14 protein-coding genes are annotated in these 17,680 nt (G+C 68.7%); 13 read left to right on the forward strand and 1 reads right to left on the reverse strand.

The window, feature by feature from the left end; all coding sequences use genetic code 11:
- The first annotated feature begins 31 nt into the window (after positions 1–31).
- The 4 genes from AC0WR5_RS02435 (at position 32) to AC0WR5_RS02450 (ending at position 4,742) form a co-directional block, all read left to right on the forward strand.
- Complete coding sequence (locus AC0WR5_RS02435) at positions 32–1,066, forward strand: putative B6 ABC transporter substrate-binding protein (protein WP_475866600.1); 1,035 nt, start codon at positions 32–34, stop codon at positions 1,064–1,066.
- 76 nt (positions 1,067–1,142) lie between these two features.
- The gene (locus AC0WR5_RS02440) at positions 1,143–2,726 is read left to right on the forward strand and encodes a putative B6 ABC transporter ATP-binding protein (RefSeq protein WP_475866602.1); all 1,584 of its coding nucleotides are present in this window, start codon (positions 1,143–1,145) and stop codon (positions 2,724–2,726) included.
- Entirely contained in the window at positions 2,723–3,808 is a 1,086-nt protein-coding gene (locus AC0WR5_RS02445) for a putative B6 ABC transporter permease subunit 2 (protein WP_475866604.1), read from the forward strand. The genes AC0WR5_RS02440 and AC0WR5_RS02445 overlap by 4 nt, the downstream gene beginning before the upstream one ends.
- 1 nt (position 3,809) lies before the next feature.
- A complete protein-coding gene (locus AC0WR5_RS02450) occupies positions 3,810–4,742 on the forward strand; it encodes a putative B6 ABC transporter permease subunit 1 (protein WP_475866606.1) in 933 nt (310 codons plus the stop codon).
- 60 nt (positions 4,743–4,802) lie between these two features.
- Here AC0WR5_RS02450 and AC0WR5_RS02455 read toward each other — a convergent pair whose 3' ends face one another.
- Positions 4,803–5,432: a TetR/AcrR family transcriptional regulator gene (locus tag AC0WR5_RS02455; RefSeq protein WP_475866608.1), complete on the reverse strand. Its 630-nt coding sequence runs from the start codon at positions 5,430–5,432 to the stop codon at positions 4,803–4,805.
- A 116-nt stretch (positions 5,433–5,548) separates the two neighbouring features.
- On the opposite strand from AC0WR5_RS02455, the gene AC0WR5_RS02460 reads away from it, so the two are divergent.
- The 9 genes from AC0WR5_RS02460 to AC0WR5_RS02500 all read left to right on the forward strand — a co-directional run bounded on the left by AC0WR5_RS02460 (position 5,549) and on the right by AC0WR5_RS02500 (position 17,622).
- Positions 5,549–6,097, forward strand: a complete 549-nt coding sequence (locus AC0WR5_RS02460; protein WP_475866610.1) for a VOC family protein — start codon at positions 5,549–5,551, stop codon at positions 6,095–6,097.
- Positions 6,098–6,269: 172 nt separating this feature from the next.
- Positions 6,270–6,833, forward strand: coding sequence for a TRAP transporter small permease (locus AC0WR5_RS02465; RefSeq protein ID WP_475866612.1), 564 nt, complete (start codon positions 6,270–6,272; stop codon positions 6,831–6,833).
- The gene (locus AC0WR5_RS02470; RefSeq protein ID WP_475866614.1) at positions 6,830–8,110 is read left to right on the forward strand and encodes a TRAP transporter large permease; all 1,281 of its coding nucleotides are present in this window, start codon (positions 6,830–6,832) and stop codon (positions 8,108–8,110) included. The genes AC0WR5_RS02465 and AC0WR5_RS02470 overlap by 4 nt, the downstream gene beginning before the upstream one ends.
- Positions 8,111–8,135: 25 nt before the next feature.
- Complete coding sequence (locus AC0WR5_RS02475; protein ID WP_475866616.1) at positions 8,136–9,113, forward strand: TRAP transporter substrate-binding protein; 978 nt, start codon at positions 8,136–8,138, stop codon at positions 9,111–9,113.
- Positions 9,110–10,084, forward strand: coding sequence for an alpha/beta hydrolase (locus AC0WR5_RS02480; RefSeq protein ID WP_475866617.1), 975 nt, complete (start codon positions 9,110–9,112; stop codon positions 10,082–10,084). The genes AC0WR5_RS02475 and AC0WR5_RS02480 overlap by 4 nt, the downstream gene beginning before the upstream one ends.
- A gap of 216 nt (positions 10,085–10,300) precedes the next feature.
- The gene (locus AC0WR5_RS02485) at positions 10,301–11,707 is read left to right on the forward strand and encodes a YncE family protein (RefSeq protein WP_475866619.1); all 1,407 of its coding nucleotides are present in this window, start codon (positions 10,301–10,303) and stop codon (positions 11,705–11,707) included.
- A 55-nt stretch (positions 11,708–11,762) separates the two neighbouring features.
- Positions 11,763–13,433, forward strand: coding sequence for a (2,3-dihydroxybenzoyl)adenylate synthase (locus AC0WR5_RS02490; protein ID WP_475866621.1), 1,671 nt, complete (start codon positions 11,763–11,765; stop codon positions 13,431–13,433).
- Complete coding sequence (locus tag AC0WR5_RS02495; protein WP_475866623.1) at positions 13,430–13,678, forward strand: phosphopantetheine-binding protein; 249 nt, start codon at positions 13,430–13,432, stop codon at positions 13,676–13,678. The genes AC0WR5_RS02490 and AC0WR5_RS02495 overlap by 4 nt, the downstream gene beginning before the upstream one ends.
- The gene (locus tag AC0WR5_RS02500; protein ID WP_475866625.1) at positions 13,678–17,622 is read left to right on the forward strand and encodes an amino acid adenylation domain-containing protein; all 3,945 of its coding nucleotides are present in this window, start codon (positions 13,678–13,680) and stop codon (positions 17,620–17,622) included. Before AC0WR5_RS02495 ends, AC0WR5_RS02500 begins: the two co-directional genes overlap by 1 nt.
- Positions 17,623–17,680 lie beyond the last annotated feature (58 nt).

Consider the following 17,680-nt stretch of genomic DNA (forward strand, 5'->3'; position numbering starts at 1 on the left):
ACGAGCTGAATGTCAACACAGGGAGACAAAGATGAAAAAAACCTGGAATGGAAAACTGACCCGAATGGTCTCTGCCGCGGCACTTTCCGTCGCGCTGGGCCTGCCGGCCGTGGCCGAGGACATCTCGGCCATCGCCATCCTGACGCCGGAAGCGGGCACCGACTTCGGCTGGAACCAGCAGGGCATCGACGGCGCCAAGGCGGCCGGCGAGGCCGAGGGTGTCGACGTGATCGTGGCCGAGAACCTCGGCTATGGCGACGTGCGCCCGACACTGCGCGAACTGTCGGAGGAAAACCCCGGCCTGATCATCGCCCATGCCAGCGGCTATAACACCGCGGCCCCGGAAATCGGCGCCGAGACCGGCGTGAAGGTGGCCATCACCGACAGCCCGGATTCGCTGAAGGAAGGCGCCGTGGCCGACTATACCTCCTCCGGGCACGAGGGCGCCTACCTGGCCGGTGTGCTGGCCGCCAAGATGACCCGTTCGGGCACCGTCGGCATCGTCACCTCGGGCGAGCCGCCCAGCTGGAACTCGCAATCCGCCGGCTTTGCCGAGGGCGTTCATGCCACCAATCCCGATATCACCGTGCGTTACGCGGTGATCGGCCCGGCTGCCTATTCCGACGCCGCCGGCGGCAAGCGCGTAACCGAGTCGCTCATCGCCTCGGGCGCCGACATCATCTTTGGCCAGGGCAACGGCTCGTCCTTCGGTATGCTGCAGGCGGTGGAAACCACCCCGGCCGCCGATGGCGGCAAGGTGCTCTTCATCGACGTGATCGGCGACAAGAGCCCCATCGACAAGGGTTACCTGCTCAGCTCGGTGCTCTGGAACCTGGCCCCGGTCTATGAAGAGATGATCGAGGACATCAAGGCGGACAAGTTCGGCACCCACAACTACGGCATCAAGCTGGAGGACGGCTCCGTCGCCCTGCTGAAGACTCCGCAGATCCCCGACGACGTCTGGGATGAAGTGATGGCGGTCAAGGATCAGATCATCGCCGGCGATATCGTCGTCGAGCCCAAGTTCGATGCGCAATCCGTGCACGACCTGGTGACCGGCGGCTGAGGCTGCAGAGGTTTCCGACGACAGACATGCGGGCCCTGCCGGGGCCCGCATTTCCCAATACTTCCGGAGGTCCGACATGCCGGACGGACAGCAATTTCCCACCGCCGCGCAGCCGGCCCGGAGCGGCACGCCGCTCGTGCGGCTGGAGGGTGTGACCAAGCGCTACCCCGGGATCATCGCCAATGATTCCATCGACATGGAATTCCATGCCGGCGAGGTGCACGTGCTGCTGGGCGAAAACGGTGCCGGCAAATCGACGCTGGTTTCCATGCTTTCCGGGCTGCAACAGCCCGATGACGGCCGCATCCTGATCGACGGGGCGCCCCGCCCCGTGGGTTCGCCCGCCGAGGCGCTCGAGATCGGGATCAGCACCGTGTTCCAGCACTCGATGCTGGTGCCCAGCCTGACGCTGGTCGAAAATGCCACCCTGGGGCGCGGCTGGTTCCGGCGCCCCGACCGCGAAGGTACCGCCGCCGAGATGGCCGAGGTGGCCGAACGCATCGGCGTGAAGATCCACCCGATGGCGGTGACCAGCGACCTGTCGCTGGGCGAACGCCAGCAGGCCGAGATCGTCCGCGCCCTGATGCGCGGCGCGCGCTTCCTGATCCTCGACGAGGCGACCGCAATGCTGACGCCCCGCGATGCCGCGCGTCTGGGCGAGCTGATGCAGCGCCTTGCGGCCTCCGGCGTTGCAGTCGTCTTCATCACCCACAAGCTGAACGAGGCCGTGGCCTATGGTGACCGGATCTCGGTGCTGCGGCTGGGCAAGAAGGTGGGCGGCATCGCCCCCGAGGCCCTCAGCGCCATGGCGCCGCAGGAGGCCACGGCCGAGGTGGTGCGCCTTATGTTCGGCACCTCCGACATGACCAAGGCCGAGGTGGCGCGCCCTGATCCCTCCACGGTGGACAAGGCCGCCGCCCCGGTGCTCGAAGTGCAGGCGCTCTATGCCGCCGAGGCGCACGTGCCGCTGGAGAACATCGACTTCAAGGTCTGGCCCGGAGAGATCCTTGGCATCGCCGGCATCGACGGCAACGGCCAGAAACAGCTTGCCGAGGCGCTGGCGGGCCAGGCGCCGCTCAGCGACGGGCGGATCCGCCTCGATGGTCAGTTCATCGACGGGCTCAGCATCGGCCAGCGCCGCGCACGCGGGCTGCGTTATGTCAGCGACGACCGGTTGGGCGAGGGCACCGTGGGGGCCTTTCCCGTCTCCATCAACCTGTTGCTGAAGCAGATCGGCGAGGCGCCCTACTGGTCGGGCGGTCTTGAACGGCCCGCGGCCATCGCCGAGAACGCGCGCACCAAGGTGCGCGAATTCGACATCCGCACCCCCTCGATCGAGACGCCCACCGGCAAGCTCTCCGGCGGCAACATCCAGAAGGTGCTTCTGGCGCGGGAACTGACCGGCAACGCCCGGGCGGTGATCTTCAACAAGCCGACCTATGGCCTCGACCTTGCCAATATCTCGGCCACCCGGGCGCGGATCCGCGAGACGGCAGAGGGCGGTGCCGCGGTGCTGCTGATCTCGACCGAGCTGGACGAGATCCTGGAGCTGAGCCACCGCGTGGTGGTGATGGACCAGGGCCGCGTGGCGGGAATCGTGGCGAATGATGCCGATGCGCGGACGCGGATCGGGGAACTGATGAGCGGAGTGAGCAAATGAGTGCTGGATCCATGGCAGACCTCGGCCCCGGGGACGACAGCGGAGGCCGCCTGAAGGAGCTGGCGACCGTCGTGCTGATGAGCGTCGGGCCGGTCATCATCGCGCTGGTGCTCTCGGGCCTCATCCTGCTGATGATGAAGGTCAATCCCTTCGACTATTACGGCTATGTCTTCGGGCGCGGGTTGCTTTCGCCCACCGGCGTGCAGGCCACGCTGACGCGCATGGGGCCGCTCCTGCTGATCGCGGCCAGCCTGATCGTGGCCTTTCGGGCCGGTATCTGGAACCTGGGCGGCGACGCGCAGTTCCTGATGGGCGCGGTCTTTGCCGCCGCCTGGACGCCGCTGATGGTGCCGCACATGCCCGTGGTCCTGGCCCTGGTCGCGGGGCTCGGTGTCTCCTTCGTCTTCGGGGCGGTCTGGGGGCTGATCCCGGCGGTGCTGCGCGCCTACCAGGGGGTGAACGAGATCATCACCACGCTGATGATGAACTTCCTCGGCATCTCCTTTGCCAGCGTGCTGGTCAAGCTGGTCTACTTCGACCCGAACACAACCGTGCCCCAGACCCGCACCCTGCCCGTGGAGGACCGCCTGCCGACGCTGGGCAACACCACGATCTCGAGCGGGCTGATCATCGGCCTGGCCGCCATCCTGATCGTGCATTTCGTGATGACACGCACCGCCTTCGGGCTGCGCCTGCGCGTGGTGGGGGCCAACCCCGGCGCCGCCGTGCACGCTGGCCTTGCTGTGCCCGCCCTCACGGTCGCGGTCTTTGCCCTGTCGGCCGGTCTCGGCGGCCTCTCGGGCGGGGTGGCGATCCTTGGCCAATACGGCAACGTACGGGCAGACTGGAACCCGGCCTATTCGCTTTCCATCGTGCCGCTGGTCTTCCTGGCGCGGTTCAACGGCTTTGCCTCCATCGCCTTCGTGGCGCTCTTCTCGATCATGTCGATCGGCTCCGAGAGCGCGGCCCGGCGCATGGGGGTGCCGAACTACTTCACCCTCGTCACGGTGGCGATCCTGCTGATCGTGCTGGGGCTGACCGAATACCTGAGCGCCCGCCGGCGCCAAAGGGCAGGAGCCTGACATGTCGCTCTTTACCGATACCTTCCTGATCGCCCTCTTCGTCGGCGCCATATCGGCGGGCATCCCGCTGCTGCTGGCCGGCCTCGGCGAACAGCTCTCCGAAAAGGCCGGCGTGCTGAACGTGGGCATCGAGGGGATGATGCTGACCGGGGCCTATGCCGGATTCTGGGCCGCCTGGGCCAGCGAGAGCATCGGCCTCGGATTCCTGGGTGGCGTGCTCGGCGGCATGGCCGTGGCGGCGCTCATGGTGATCTTCTGCGTGCGGCTCGGCCTGAATCAGATCGTCATCGGGATCGCGCTGACGCTGGGGGCAGAGGGCGCCACGGCGCTGCTGCACTATGTCCAGTTCAGCCGCCTCTATCCGCGCCTGCCGCAGGTGCCTACCTGGCGTATTCCCGGCCTGGCAGACATCCCGATCCTCGGCCCGGCGCTCTTTGATCGCGAGCCGGTGGTCTATCTCGCCATCCTGCTGGTGCCCTTCTTCGTCTGGCTCTATCGCCGCACCCATCTCGGGCTGGCGATCCAGGCGGCGGGCGACAAGCCGGCGGCGCTCGATACCGCGGGCGAAAGCGTTCTGGCCATCCGCACCCTGGCGGTGCTGGGCTGCGGCGCGCTCGTCGGCCTCGGCGGGGCCTTCATGTCGATCGTCGCGGCGGGGGTCTTCGTGCCCTTCATGACCCATGGCAACGGCTTCATCGGCATCGTCCTGGCGATGCTGGCGCGCGGGCGTCCGCTCTGGGTGCTGCTCGGGGCGCTGCTCTTCGGGGCCTGCCTGTCGGCGGCCACGGCGCTGCAGGTTGCGGGTGTCGATATTCCAACGGATGTGGTGCAGATGCTGCCCTATGCGGTGGTGATGATGGTTCTGCTGATCGCGGGCCGGAACGCAAAGCTGCCCTCGGCGCTGGGCGCGGCCTACGTGCGCGGCGAACGCTGACACGCACCATGGGCAAGAAAGGGGCCTCCGCCACCGGCGGGGGCCTTTGGCATTTGGCACCTAGGGCGCCACCATGCGCCGCAGCATTCCGAGCCCGTCGCGGTTCAGCCGCAGGGCCTCCTCCGGCGAGAGCTCGGTCCAATGCGACGCAAACCACTGGTCGAGGGCCCGCGCCGCGGCAAAGAGCATGTCGGAGAGCAGTGGTCGGGGGATGTCGGTCCGGATCGCGCCAAGCGCCTGCCCAAGGGAAATCGCCTGATCCATACGCTGTCGCATGGCGCCGAGCGGGGCCGCAAGCGCGGCGCTCTCGGCGGGCCCGTCGTGTATCCGCCGGGCAAGGTCGGCCAGTCGCGCATCCTGAGACAGCACCTGGCTGACCCGGGCAAAGATCGCCTCGATCTGGGCCCAGAAGGTCTCTGCATCCCGCGGGGCAAAGGCCTCTGGCGCCGCGCGGGTCATCAGACGCTCCAACGCGCGTTCGATCACGGCGCGATAGAGCTCGGCCTTGTCCGAAATATAGTAATAGGCCTGTCCCTTGCTCATACCGGCGGCCGCCAGGATCGCGTTCAGCGAGGCCCCCTGAAAGCCCTTGTCGGCGAATTCCGTCTCTGCCGGGTCCAGCAGCACCGCCTGCCGCTCGGGGGGCAGGGCCATCAGGCGGTCGCGGGGTGTCTCGTCTGTCTTGCGCATGACAACAGCCATTATCCTGCGGCTCGCCGCCTGTAAACCAGTGGTCTAAATTTTCTATAGACCGCTGGTCTGATTTCTGCCACTCCGGGGGCGTATCAACGGACAGGAGGGGAAGAATGCGCTGGCGCGGGATCAATCACGTGGAATTTTCGGTGCTGGACTACGACCGTTCCGTGGCCTTCTATGACCGGATGTTCGGCTGGCTCGGCTACAAGAGCTTCTGGACGATGGATATCGGCTATCACTCCACCTACTACATGGCGCGCTTTCCGGTGCCGCATTCCTACATCGGTATCCAGCCGGCGAAATCGGGCGCGGCGATGGATCACGATGCCCGGCCGGTGGGCCTGCACCACATCGCTCTCTGGGCCCGCAACAGGCGGGAAATCGACAGGTTCCACGACGACTTCCTGCTGCCGGAAGGGCTGACCGTCACCGAGGCACCGGCAGAGTACCCGCTCTATGCGCCGGGCTATTACGCCGTGTTCTTCGATGATCCGCTGAACGGGTTCCACTGGGAGCTGGCGCATATTCCGCGCATTCCCTCCCTTGGGGCCTATCGGCGCTTCAGCCAGGCCTGGAAGCAGGCGACCGGCGATCAATCCGGAGGGCAGGGCGGGTCGATGGCCGAGGCGATGCGCCCGCTGCCGGGGCGCAAATCCTAGCGGAAATCCGCCCCTCACAAGTGCTTGACTATTTTAGTCGGAAATCTCCTTGCAAAGGCAGGCCGCATCACTATGGTCCGCCGCACACCGGCGCGGGCCATTGATCCCGATACGGTGACCGCGCGCATTCTCCCCTGCCGCGGTGAATTGCGACAGGAATTCGGACAGACGCATGGCACAGCCCTCCTTGGCGCAGGCCCCCGGCCCTTTGACACGCGCGGATGATGCCCTGGCCCGCTACGAGACCGGTCTTGCCGCGGTGCTGCTGGGCGGGGTGTTCGTCCTGCTGCTGGCAGGCGCGGCGTTCCGCACCCTCGGGCATCCGCTGCTCTGGTCGGACGAGCTTGCAGTACTGATGATGTGCTGCGCGGGCTTCTTCGGGGCCTCGGCGGCGCTGGCCCGGCGGCGTCACATCGCGGTCGACCTGTTGGTCACCAGGCTTCCCGCCCGAGGCGCGCAGATGGTGCAGGTCGCGGTTCAGCTCATCCTGCTGGCGGGGCTGGCCGGGTTTGCCGTGATGCTCTGGGCCTGGTTCGATCCGGTCGGTCTGATCCGCTACGGCTCGGCACAGGCGCTGTCGCAGGCCACCTTCAACTTCATCTACCAGGAGCCGACGGTGACGCTCGGCGTTCCCAAGTTCTGGGCCTGGCTGGTGCTGATCCCCTTCTGCGCCGGCTGCCTCTTCCACATCCTTGCGCGACTGGTGCAGCTTCTCCGCGGGGGAGGCGCCCCATGATCAGCCTGCTCTGCTTTGCCGTGATGATCGTGCTGGGCCTGCCCATCGCCTTTGCCATGGCCTTTGCCGCCGTGCTTCAGATCCTGCTCTCGGGCAATTTCGTGCTGCTGCTTTCGGCGCCGCAGCAACTCTTCGGCGGCGTCGAGAGCTATGGCCTTCTGGCGCTGCCGGTCTTCATCTTCCTGGGCGAGGTGATGAATGCCTCGGGCGCCGGCCGCCGGCTGATCGCCCTCGCGGCCCTGGCCGTGGGCGGCGTGCGCGGCGGGCTGGCCCAGGTCAACCTGCTGGCCAATGCGATGATGGCGGCGGTGCTCGGCTCGACCGTGGCGCAGATCACCCTTATGTCGCGCCTCGCGGTGCCGGAAATGGAGCGCGCCGGGTATCGCCGCGACATGGCCGCCGCGATCACCGCGGCGGGCGGCCTGCTGGCGCCTGTGGTGCCGCCCTCGATGATGCTGATCGTCTTCGGCGTCATCGCCCAGCTGCCGATCGGAGACCTCTTCATGGCGGGCCTGCTGCCGGGGCTGATCCTGCTCCTCGTCTTCATGGGCATCACCTGGGGGCTGGCACGGCGGCACGACTTCCCCACGGGGAAGGTAAGTGACGTGCACGTAAGTTCACCCGCCCGCACCCTGGCCGAGGCCCTGCCGGCCCTGGCCGTGCCCGCGGCGATGATCGCGGCGATCCTGGGCGGCATCGCCACCCCGACCGAGGCGGGCGTGGTGGCCGCGCTGGCGGTGGTGATCATCGGCCGCTGGGTGTACCGGGAGCTCTCGCTGGCAGATCTCTGGCCGGCCCTGAAGAGCACGGCGATTTCCAGCGCCTCGATCCTCTTCCTGATCGCCGCGGCGGGCCTCTATGCCTGGGTCGCCGCCTGGGAGAACCTGCCCGCCACCGTGGCGGCCTGGATGGCCGGGGTCACCGACAACCCGCTGGTCTTCCTGCTGATGCTGAACCTGCTGCTGCTGCTGATGGGCATGGTCACCGATCCGCTGCCGGCGCTGATCCTGGTGGTGCCGGTTCTGCTGCCGGTGGCGACCGACCACTACGGCATCGACCCTCTGCAATTCGGCCTGATCGCCTGCCTCAACCTGGCCGCGGGGTTGCTGACGCCGCCCGTGGGCTCGGGCCTCTTTACCGCCTCGATGCTGAACGACGTGCCGGCCGAGCGCCTGGCCCGGCTGCTGCTGCCCTACCTGGGCGGCGTGGCGCTGGTGCTGGCGGCGCTCTGCCTCTGGCCCGGGCTGACCACCTGGCTGGGCCATCTATCGCAATGATTTCCTACGACAGGGAGTGAGATCCATGAAACGTATCGCCCTAGCGCTGGCCGCGCTGATGATCGGAACCGCGGCCCAGGCCGCCGATTACCGGCTGGGCCTGATCACGCCGCCGCCGCACCAGTGGACCAAGACCGCCCAGGAGATGGCGGCAGAGATCAAGGACGAGACCGACGGCCGGGTGAACATCCTGGTCTTTCCCTCGGGCCAGCTCGGCAACGAGGCGCAGATGCTGCAGCAACTGCAGACCGGCGCCATTGATTTCGCCATGCTGACGGCGGGCGAGTTTGCCAACCGCAACCCCGATTACGGCATCTTCCAGGCGCCCTACCTGGCCCGCGATCACGCCCAGGCGCAGCGACTGCTGAACGGCAAGACCGCGCATGAGCTGCTGGACGGGATGAGCCAGTTCGGGCTGAAGGGCCTGGCCTGGGGCATGGCCGGCTTCCGCCAGATCGTGCTGGCCGATGACGCGACCGATGCCGCGGCGCTGAAGGGGCAGAAGATCCGCACCGTGCCCATGGCCTCCTCGATGGACTTCTGGTCGGATCTCGGGGCGGCGCCCACGCCGATGCCCTTGCCGGCGCTCTACGATGCCTTTGCCAACGGTCAGATCGACGGCATGCAGATCGACCACGAGGGCACCTGGAACTCGGGCTACTGGCGCAACGCGGGCGTGATCATCAATTCCAACCACATGATGTTCCCCATGGCCGCCGTGGCCTCGGGCCGCAAGTGGCAGGGCATGAGCGAGGAGGACCGCGCCGTGGTCGAGCGGGTCTTCTCCGAGAAGGTGGACGAGATGGTCGGCCTCTACGGCGAGATCGACGCGAAGTATCTCGACGAGCTGCAGGGCACCGACGTGCCGGTGGTGACCGTGGGCCGCGACTGGTTCGGGCCGGCGATCGAGCAATGGTACAGCGACTGGCGCGAAAAGGCGCCGATGCTGGCGCAGCTCGAGGAAGAGGCCGCAGCGGATTCCGCCGCGCACCAGGGCCAATGAGGCGGCGCGCGCTGCTGGCCGGCACCGCGGCCCTGATCGCGCTGGGCGCAGGGGGCGCATTCGCCCAGCCCTCGGGCGCACCGCTGCACCGGGGGATCCTCGACAGTGGATCCGACATCTACGACGCGCAGCAGTTCACCCTGCCGGCGCCAGAGGGCGACATCCCCACGCCCTATCTGGTCACCGTACTGGTGCCGAAGGGGCCGGCACCCGCCTCCGGGTTCCCGGTGCTCTATGCGCTCGACGGCAAGGCCGTGGTGGAGCGGCTGACCGAGCAGGTGCTCGCGGCGCTGCCGGGCGAGCGCCCGGTGATCGTGGCCATCGGCTATGACAGCGACCAGCGCTTTGCCGGCGCCGAACGCTCGCGCGATTACACGCCGCCGCTCGCCGACGCGGCGCAGCAGGATGGCCGCGGCCGGCCCGCGGGCGGTTTCGCGCCCTTCTATCAGCGGGTGGTGACGCAGATCCTGCCCCGGGCCGAGGCCCTGGCGCCCATCGATCCGGCGCGGCGCTGGCTCTGGGGGCATTCCTACGGCGGGCTCTTCGTGCTGCAGGCCGCGATGGAGCAGGGCGATCAGCCCTTCAGCCATTTCGTGGCCGCCAGCCCCTCGCTCTGGTGGGACGAGGGGCGGTACTTCTATGGCCTGATGGCGGCGCTGGCCGGGGGCGCGCGGCCGGCGGCCGTGCTGGATATCGAGCGGGGCAGCAACGAGCACCGTCGCGGCGGTGGGCCGGGGCCGCGGCCCGGCGATCAGGGGGCGCCAGATGGAGCGGGGAAACCCGCCGACCGCCCACCGTCGCCCGGCCGCGCCGCGATGCCCCCCGAGGCCCTGCCTGAGCTGGAGGCCGCCCTGAAAGCGGCCGGAAATACCGGAAATATAACGGTTTTCGATGGTCTTTCCCATGGCGAGACCTTTGGGCGCTCGTTGCAAAAGACCCTGTCCGAGATCTCATCCGAACGTGATCGCTGAGGGGGCTCTCAAATAGTTGACTGTCCTTATCAGGATTATTAAGCCTCTCGGTAAGGACGAACCGCCCGCCACTTTCGGCGCCCGGTTCAGCGCAGGCGGGGTATGCCTTGGCCCCGCCCGTCCGGCCCCCGGACGACCAGCCACAGCCACGCTGCAGCGGACAAGGCTCATGAACAGACGGGGCCGCGCGCCCCGAAGCAGCGAAAGGCGGAGTGGATGAGGATTTCCGAGGGACGGGTCAGCCGGCACGGATGGATGATGGCGACCGCGCTTGTGGGGGCATTGGCGCTCGCGGGTGCGGCACAGGCGCAGACCGCGCCCTTTACCGAACTGGGCAGCTTCAACGGCCGGGTCATGGCCAGCGGGCCGGACCGGGCGCCGATCGTGCCCGGCGGCACCGTCACCATCGCGGGCAGCGGGATGCTGCCGGGACAGAAGGTGATGCTGCGCCAGGCCGGCACCGCGCTGAACGGCGGGCAGCCTTTCGTCGCCGACGACAAGGGCGATTTCTCGGCAACCGTGCAGATTCCCGCGAATGCCGCCACCGGCACCTATCCCGTCGTGGCGGAATTCCAGGATCCCCCCGCCGTGAGCCTGATCGACGTCAAGGTCTCGCCCGAGCTGGGAGAGATCGGCACCGAGAACTTCACGCTGAAGGCCAACCACCTTGCCTCGGGCCTCTACCAGGTGGCCGAGGCTCCGAAGATGGGCGCGCTCTTCGTCACCTCCGCCGTGGGGCGCCCGCCGGTCTCCGAGAGCACCCTGATGAAGGTCGACCCGGAGACTCTGGAGGTGCTGGCCTCGGTCACGCCGCAGGAGGCGCCCGATGTCGGCGACCGTGACGGTGGCGTCTTTGCCGTCTACGGCGTGGGCGTCGACGAGGGCCGCGGGCAGGTCTGGGTCACCAACACCCGGCAGAACACCGTGGCCGTCTACAGCACCGATGACCTCAGCCTGATCAAGCAGTTCCCGGTGGATACCGTCAGCCATCCGCGCGACGTGACGCTGGTCAACGGCAAGGCCTATGTCAGCTCGACCTTCACCCCCGAGATCTACGTCTTCGATGCCGACGACCTGAAGCAGACCGGCGTGATCGAGCTTCAGTCGGGCAAGCGTCGGGCCGAGTTCGGCACCGCCAGCATGTCGGCCGATCCCGAGGACAACCGCCTGGTCGTGGCCAGCCTGACGAGCGACGAGGTGGCCGTGGTCGATACCACCACCGACGAACAGGTCGCCGTCTACCCGGTGCCGGGCTCCGCGAACACCATCGGCGTGGCCTATGATCCGGCGCGCAACCTGATCTACACGGCCGGCCAGGGCAGCGACAGCCTGTCGATCCTGGATGCCGAGAGCGGCGCGCTGCTGAAATCGGTGCCGGTGGGGGCCAACCCGCTGAACATCGCCGTCGATCCGGAAAGCGGCCTGGCCTATACCGCCGTCCGCGCCTCGGGCACCCTGGTGGTGACCGACCCCGAGGGCAACGTGGTGGCGAACCTTGCCATCGGGTCCTTCCCGAACCACCTGATCGCGGACGGGCAGGGCGGCGTCTATGTCGTCAACAAGTCCATGGGCCCCGACGATGCCACCGGTGATCGTCTGACCCACGTGGTTCCGGCCAAGTGAAACACCTCCGGCCGCGGCGCGGGTCGCGGCCGGACCCAATTCAAGAGGGCACCCCATGAAAGAGCTTTCCCAGACCTGGCCCGAGGACCTGGCCGCCCGCTACAAGGAACGCGGCTACTGGAGGGGAGAGACCTTTCCCGCCCTGATGCGCGAACGCGCCGAGCGCTTCGGCGACCGCACCGCGCTGGTGCATGGCGACACCCGCATCACCTATGCCGAGCTGAACGAACGCGCCCGCCGCTTTGGCGCCGGCCTGCTGGCGCTGGGTCTGAAGCCGGGCGACCGCGCCCTGATCCAGCTGGGCAACACGCCCGAGTTCTTCATTGCCGCCTTCGGCCTCTTTGCTGCCGGCATGATCCCGGTCTATGCGCTGCCGGCCCATCGCCGCACCGAGATCGAGCACCTGCTGACCCGCTCCGAGGCCGGCACGCTGATCATTCCCGACCGGCTGGAGCGCTTCGACTATCGCGAGCTGGCGCAGGAGCTTCAGGGCGTCTTGCCGGGCCTCGAACGGGTGATCGTGGCGGGCGAGCCGGGCCCCTTCCTCGCGATGGCCGATGTCGACGGCGATCCTTCGACGCTGCCAGCCGATCCCGATCCGCAGTCGGTGGCCTTCCTGCAGATCTCCGGCGGGTCCACCGGCCTGTCCAAGCTGATCCCCCGCACCCACGACGACTATATCTATACCCTGCGCGAGAGCGCCCGGATCTGCGGCCTGACGCCCGAGAGCGTCTTTCTCGCCGTGCTGCCCGTGGGCCATAATTTCACCATGTCGAGCCCGGGCACCTATGGCGCCTTCTATGCCGGTTCGACCGTGGTTCTGGGCCAGTCGCCGGTGCCCGACGCGGCCTTCCCGCTGATCGCGAAGGAGGGGGTGACCATCACCGCCCTCGTGCCGCCGCTGGCGCTGCTCTGGCTGGACGCGGCCGAGCGGACAAAGCCCGAGCTGCCGAGCCTCGAGGTGCTGCAGGTGGGCGGGGCCAAGTTCCTGCCCGAGAGCGCGCGCCGGGTGAAGCCGGTGCTGGGCTGCACCCTGCAGCAGGTCTTCGGCATGGCCGAGGGGCTGGTGAACTATACCCGCCTCGATGATGACGAGGAAACCATCGTCACCACCCAGGGCCGCCCGATCAGCCCCGATGACGAGGTGCTGCTGCTCGATGATGCGGGAAATCCGGTGCCCGATGGCACTCCGGGCCATATCCTCGTGCGCGGGCCCTACACGATCAACAATTACCACGACGAACCGGCGGCCAATGCCCGCAGCTTCGAGGGTGGCTTCTACCGCCCCGGCGACATCGCGATCCGCCGCTCCGACGGCTACCTGACCGTGCAGGGCCGGGCAGGCGACCACATCAACCGCGCCGGCGAGAAGATCAGCGCCGAGGAGGTCGAGGATCACCTGCTGGCCCATCCCGCGGTCTTCGATGCCGTGGTGGTCTCGATCCCCGATGCGCATCTCGGCGAACGCATCTGTGCCTTCATCAAGCCGAAGGAGGGCGAGAGCCCCCGCGCCGTCGACATCCGCAAGTTCATGCGCGCCCGACAGATCGCCGCCTTCAAGATCCCCGACGAGATCCGCTTTGTCGAAGGCTTCGGCATCACCGCCGTGGGCAAGATCTCGCGCCGTCACCTGCGTGCCCAGCTGCGCGAAGACGTGCTGGCTGCAGAGGCCGCCGAGGCGGCGGCGGACACCGACCAACCGAAGAGCGAAACGGAAAACACATGACCCAGGAAGCACTTGCCCTGTCCCATGACCAGATGCGTGCCGATATCGCCGAGGCGATCGGCATCCCGGTGGCAGAGGTCGAACCGCAAGAGAGCCTTGTCGACCTGGGCCTCGATTCCATCCAGGTGATGAACCTGCTGATGAAATGGGGCGAGGTGATCGAGGGTCTCGATTTCTCGCGCTTCATGGAGGCGGAGACGCTGGAAGACTGGTGGGCCATCGCCAAAGAGGCGCAGGGCGCCTGATGCTGACGGTTCGGCCCCGCCCCGAGGGAGGCCCGGCAGGGGCCCTGGCCCTCTGCGAAGCCCAGCAGGGCATCTGGTACGCCCAGCGGCGCGACATGGGCAGCCCGGTCTTCATGACCGGCCAGGCCCTGACCATGGTGGGGCCGCTCGACGTGGCGGCCCTGGCCCGGGCCGTCGATCACGTGGGCGCCGAGGCCGAATGCCTCTCGCTCCGCTTTGCCGAGACAGACTGCGGCCCGGTGCAATGGATGGAGCCGGGCGGTGCCCCCGCGCTGGAGCTGCGCGACCTTTCCGATGCGTCCGATCCCGAGGCCGCGGCCCGCGCCGCCATCCTGGCCGAAGCACGGCAGCCCGCCGACCTGCGGGCGGGGCCGATCGCCGGTTTCACCCTGTGGAAACTGGCCGCGGACCGTCACATCCTCTCCGAACGGATCCACCACCTGGCCGCCGACGGCTATGCCATGGTGCTGATCACCAACCGCATTGCCGAGCTCTACAATGCCGCCGTAACCGGCCGCGCGCCGGGCCCCGGCTTCCCGCCCTATGCCCAGGCCATCGAGGCCGAGCAGAAATTCCTCTCCGGTCCGAAACCGGAAAAGGAGCTGGCCTTCTGGCGCGAGGAACTCTCCGGCCTCGGCCCGGTCGAGGGGCTGGCCCAGGGCGAGGCGGTTTCGGCCCATTGGTTCCACCGTGCCGAGGTGCCGCTGGATCCGGCCGCGCGGACGCGGCTGCATGATCTCTCTGCCCGGCTGCGCATTGCCTGGCCCGACGTGCTGACCGCGCTGACCGGGGCCTATGTCGCCCGGTGCACGCCTCAGCTGATCGAGGGAGAGGACCAGGGCGAAACCGTGTTGGGCCTGCCGCTGATGAACCGCATGGGGACAAAGGCCGCCCGGGTGCCCTGCACCCTGGTCAACGTGCTGCCGCTGCGCCTGTCCGTGGACGAGGATGCGCCGCTCGACGACTGGCTGGCGGGCGCGGCCGCCCGCATGGCGCAGATCCGCCGCAACGGCCGCTATCGCGGCGAGGAACTGCGCCGCGAGATGGGCCGCATCGGGGCCGGGCGCCGGCTGCACGGGCCGCTGGTCAACGTGCTGCCCTTCGACGCCACGCCCGCCATGGAGGGGCTCTCGACCGAGCTTCAGATCCTCGGCGCCGGCTCCGTCGACGATCTCACCTTCTGTTTCCGCGGCGACGGGCAGAAGGGGCTGCTGGTGCAGGCCGACAGCAACACCAACCTCTATGACGCGGACACCACCCGGGGCCATGCGGCGCGGCTGGCGGCGTTTCTTGCCGCGGCGCTGTCGGCGGAACGCCTCGCCGATGTGCCCACGCTCACGCCAGCGGAACTGACGGCCCATGTCAGTACCCGCAACGCCACCGATCACCCGGTGCCCGAAACCACGCTGGTCGATCTGACCCGCGCGCAGATCGCCGCGACGCCCGAGGCCGAGGCGCTGGTCTTCGGCGACGAGCGCCTCAGCTATGCCGATCTCGATACCCGCAGCGCGGGCCTTGCCCGCCGCCTGGCCGGGCGGGGGATCGGGCCGGGCGACGTGGTCGCCGTGGCGCTGCCCCGCTCGACCGAGCTGATCGTGGCGCTGCAGGCGGTCATCCGCGCCGGCGCCGCCTATGTGCCGCTCGACCCGGATGATCATTCCGACCGCCGTGCCGACATGCTCGAGCGCGCCGCGCCGAAGCTGATCCTGGCCCGTGAGGATTTCGAGGCCGCCGGGGCAGTGCCCGTGCTGGCGCCCGCGCAATGGGCGACCGGCCCCGAGGCCGAGCCGCAGGCGCCCGCGCCCGATGATCCCGCCTATGTCCTCTTCACCTCCGGCTCCACCGGCCGACCCAAGGGCGTGGTCATCGAACACCGCGCCATCGTGAACCGCCTGCTCTGGATGCAGGAGGCCTACGGCTTCGGCCCCGGCGACCGCATCCTGCAGAAGACGCCGGCCACCTTCGATGTCTCGGTCTGGGAATTCTTCCTGCCGTTCCTCTCGGGCGCCACGCTTGTCGTCGCCCCGCCCGAGGCGCATCGCGACCCTTCCGCGCTGGCGGCGCTGATCCGCGAGCACGCCATCACCACGCTGCATTTCGTGCCCTCGATGCTGGCGCTCTTTCTGGCTGCGCCCGCCTCCGAAGGTCTTGAGATTCCAAAGGTCTTTGCCAGCGGCGAGGCCCTGCCCACGGCACTGGCCCGGCAGTTCCATGACCGGATCACCGGCCGGCTGCACAATCTCTACGGGCCGACCGAGGCCGCGGTGGACGTCACCTTCCAGGAGGCTACCGGGCAGGAGCCGGGGGCCTCGGTTCCCATCGGCCTGCCGGTCTGGAACACCCGCTGCTACCTGCTCGATCCGCGCGGCCGCCCGGTGCCCGACGGCGTCAACGGGCGGCTCTTCCTCGCCGGGCGTCAGCTCGCGCGGGGCTACCTGGGCCAGCCCGAGCTGACGGCAGAGCGCTTCCCGCCCGATCCCTTCCACCCCGGCGCGCGGATGTACGACACCGGCGATCTGGCCGTGGCAGCCCCCGATGGCACGATCACCTATTCCGGCCGCGCCGATCACCAGGTCAAGATCCGCGGCGTGCGGATCGAGCTGGGCGAGGTCGAGGCCGCCTTCGAGGCCTCCGGGCTGATCCGGCAGGTCGCCGTGCTGGCGCCGCCCGATCCCTCGGGGCAGGCGCGCCTCGTGGCCTACGTGGTGCCGCGGGAAGGGGCCACGCCCGAGCAGATCCGGGGTGCCGTTGCGCACCGGCTGCCGGCGATGATGATGCCCGCCGCCATTGTCCCGCTCGAGGCCTTCCCGCTGAACCCCAGCGGCAAGCTCGACCGCAAGGCGCTGCCGGCGCCCGCGCTGCATGCGGGCGCCCCCGCGCGCCGCCTGCAGCCCGGCACCGAGCAGATGCTGGGACGGCTCTTCTCCGAGCTGCTGGGCACGCCCGCCGCCCCCGATACCGATTTCTTCGCCGCCGGCGGCGACAGCCTGATGGCCGTGCGCCTGACCCTGGCGATCGAGGAGGAGATCGGCCGCGACCCGGGGCTCGGCACGCTTTTCGAGGCGCCGGTGCTGCAGGATCTTGCCCGCCGCATCGACGCCGAGGCCTGCCACGACGACGGCCTGGGGCCGATGGTGCGCCTCTCGCCGGAGGGGAGCGGGCCGCTGCTCTTTGCCGTCCACCCGGCGGGCGGCATCTCCTGGTGCTACCGGGCGCTGGCGCGGGCGCTGCCCGACTGGCAGGTCATCGGGGTGCAATCGCCGCTTCTCGATCCCGCGGCGCCGCTGCCCGACGACCTGGCGGCCCTGGCCCGCGACTACTGCGACCGGATCGAGGCCATGGCTCCGGAGGGGCCGCTGCAGCTGCTGGGCTGGTCGCTGGGCGGCATCATCGCCCATGCCGTCGCCGCCGAGGCCGAGGCCCGTGGCCGCGAGGTGGGCAAGCTGGTGCTGCTCGATGCCTATCCCTCGCAATGCTGGCGCGACGAGCCGGAACCCGACGAGACCGAGGCCATCCGCGCCCTGCTGGCCATTGCCGGGCATGATCCCGATGCCCATCCCGAGTTGGTCAGCCGTGCCGAGATCCTCGCCTTCCTGCGCCAGGCTGGTCATCCCTTGGGCCATCTGCCCGACGCGGTACAGCAGGGGGTCGTGCGCTCGGTCCAGCAGACCAACCGCCTGGTGCGCGGCCACCGCGAGCGGCAGGTGCGTGCGCCGCTCTGCCATGTCCATGCCGCGCTCGATCACGAGGGCACCGGGCGCAGCCCCGCGCTCTGGGCGCCTCTTGCCGGGCCGCTCTCGGTGCTCGATCTGCCTTGCCATCACGCCGACCTGACCGCGCCGGCACAGGTCGCCGCTTTCGCCGCGAAGTTCCTTTCCCCGGCACCCGCCGGGCGGGAAAGCGTGCCCGCTTCGCAACATTGCGACAAATTGACGACGATCTGAGGGGGAAAGATACCCGACAGATTTACTTGGTTATCCCCGCGGCATAGGCATGCCGCGG

It is taken from the genome of Pseudooceanicola sp. DL12 (assembly GCF_056270665.1).

What these genes read in the sequence shown, in the direction of transcription:
- AC0WR5_RS02490 (WP_475866621.1), top strand. Translation starts at nt 11,763, where the DNA reads ATGAAAGAGCTTTCCCAGACCTGGCCCGAGGACCTGGCCGCCCGCTAC.
- AC0WR5_RS02480 (WP_475866617.1), top strand. Translation starts at nt 9,110, where the DNA reads ATGAGGCGGCGCGCGCTGCTGGCCGGCACCGCGGCCCTGATCGCGCTG.
- AC0WR5_RS02440 (WP_475866602.1), top strand. Translation starts at nt 1,143, where the DNA reads ATGCCGGACGGACAGCAATTTCCCACCGCCGCGCAGCCGGCCCGGAGC.
- AC0WR5_RS02450 (WP_475866606.1), top strand. Translation starts at nt 3,810, where the DNA reads ATGTCGCTCTTTACCGATACCTTCCTGATCGCCCTCTTCGTCGGCGCC.
- AC0WR5_RS02470 (WP_475866614.1), top strand. Translation starts at nt 6,830, where the DNA reads ATGATCAGCCTGCTCTGCTTTGCCGTGATGATCGTGCTGGGCCTGCCC.
- AC0WR5_RS02435 (WP_475866600.1), top strand. Translation starts at nt 32, where the DNA reads ATGAAAAAAACCTGGAATGGAAAACTGACCCGAATGGTCTCTGCCGCG.
- AC0WR5_RS02495 (WP_475866623.1), top strand. Translation starts at nt 13,430, where the DNA reads ATGACCCAGGAAGCACTTGCCCTGTCCCATGACCAGATGCGTGCCGAT.
- AC0WR5_RS02485 (WP_475866619.1), top strand. Translation starts at nt 10,301, where the DNA reads ATGAGGATTTCCGAGGGACGGGTCAGCCGGCACGGATGGATGATGGCG.
- AC0WR5_RS02465 (WP_475866612.1), top strand. Translation starts at nt 6,270, where the DNA reads ATGGCACAGCCCTCCTTGGCGCAGGCCCCCGGCCCTTTGACACGCGCG.
- AC0WR5_RS02445 (WP_475866604.1), top strand. Translation starts at nt 2,723, where the DNA reads ATGAGTGCTGGATCCATGGCAGACCTCGGCCCCGGGGACGACAGCGGA.
- AC0WR5_RS02460 (WP_475866610.1), top strand. Translation starts at nt 5,549, where the DNA reads ATGCGCTGGCGCGGGATCAATCACGTGGAATTTTCGGTGCTGGACTAC.
- AC0WR5_RS02455 (WP_475866608.1), bottom strand. Translation starts at nt 5,432, where the DNA reads ATGCGCAAGACAGACGAGACACCCCGCGACCGCCTGATGGCCCTGCCC.
- AC0WR5_RS02500 (WP_475866625.1), top strand. Translation starts at nt 13,678, where the DNA reads ATGCTGACGGTTCGGCCCCGCCCCGAGGGAGGCCCGGCAGGGGCCCTG.
- AC0WR5_RS02475 (WP_475866616.1), top strand. Translation starts at nt 8,136, where the DNA reads ATGAAACGTATCGCCCTAGCGCTGGCCGCGCTGATGATCGGAACCGCG.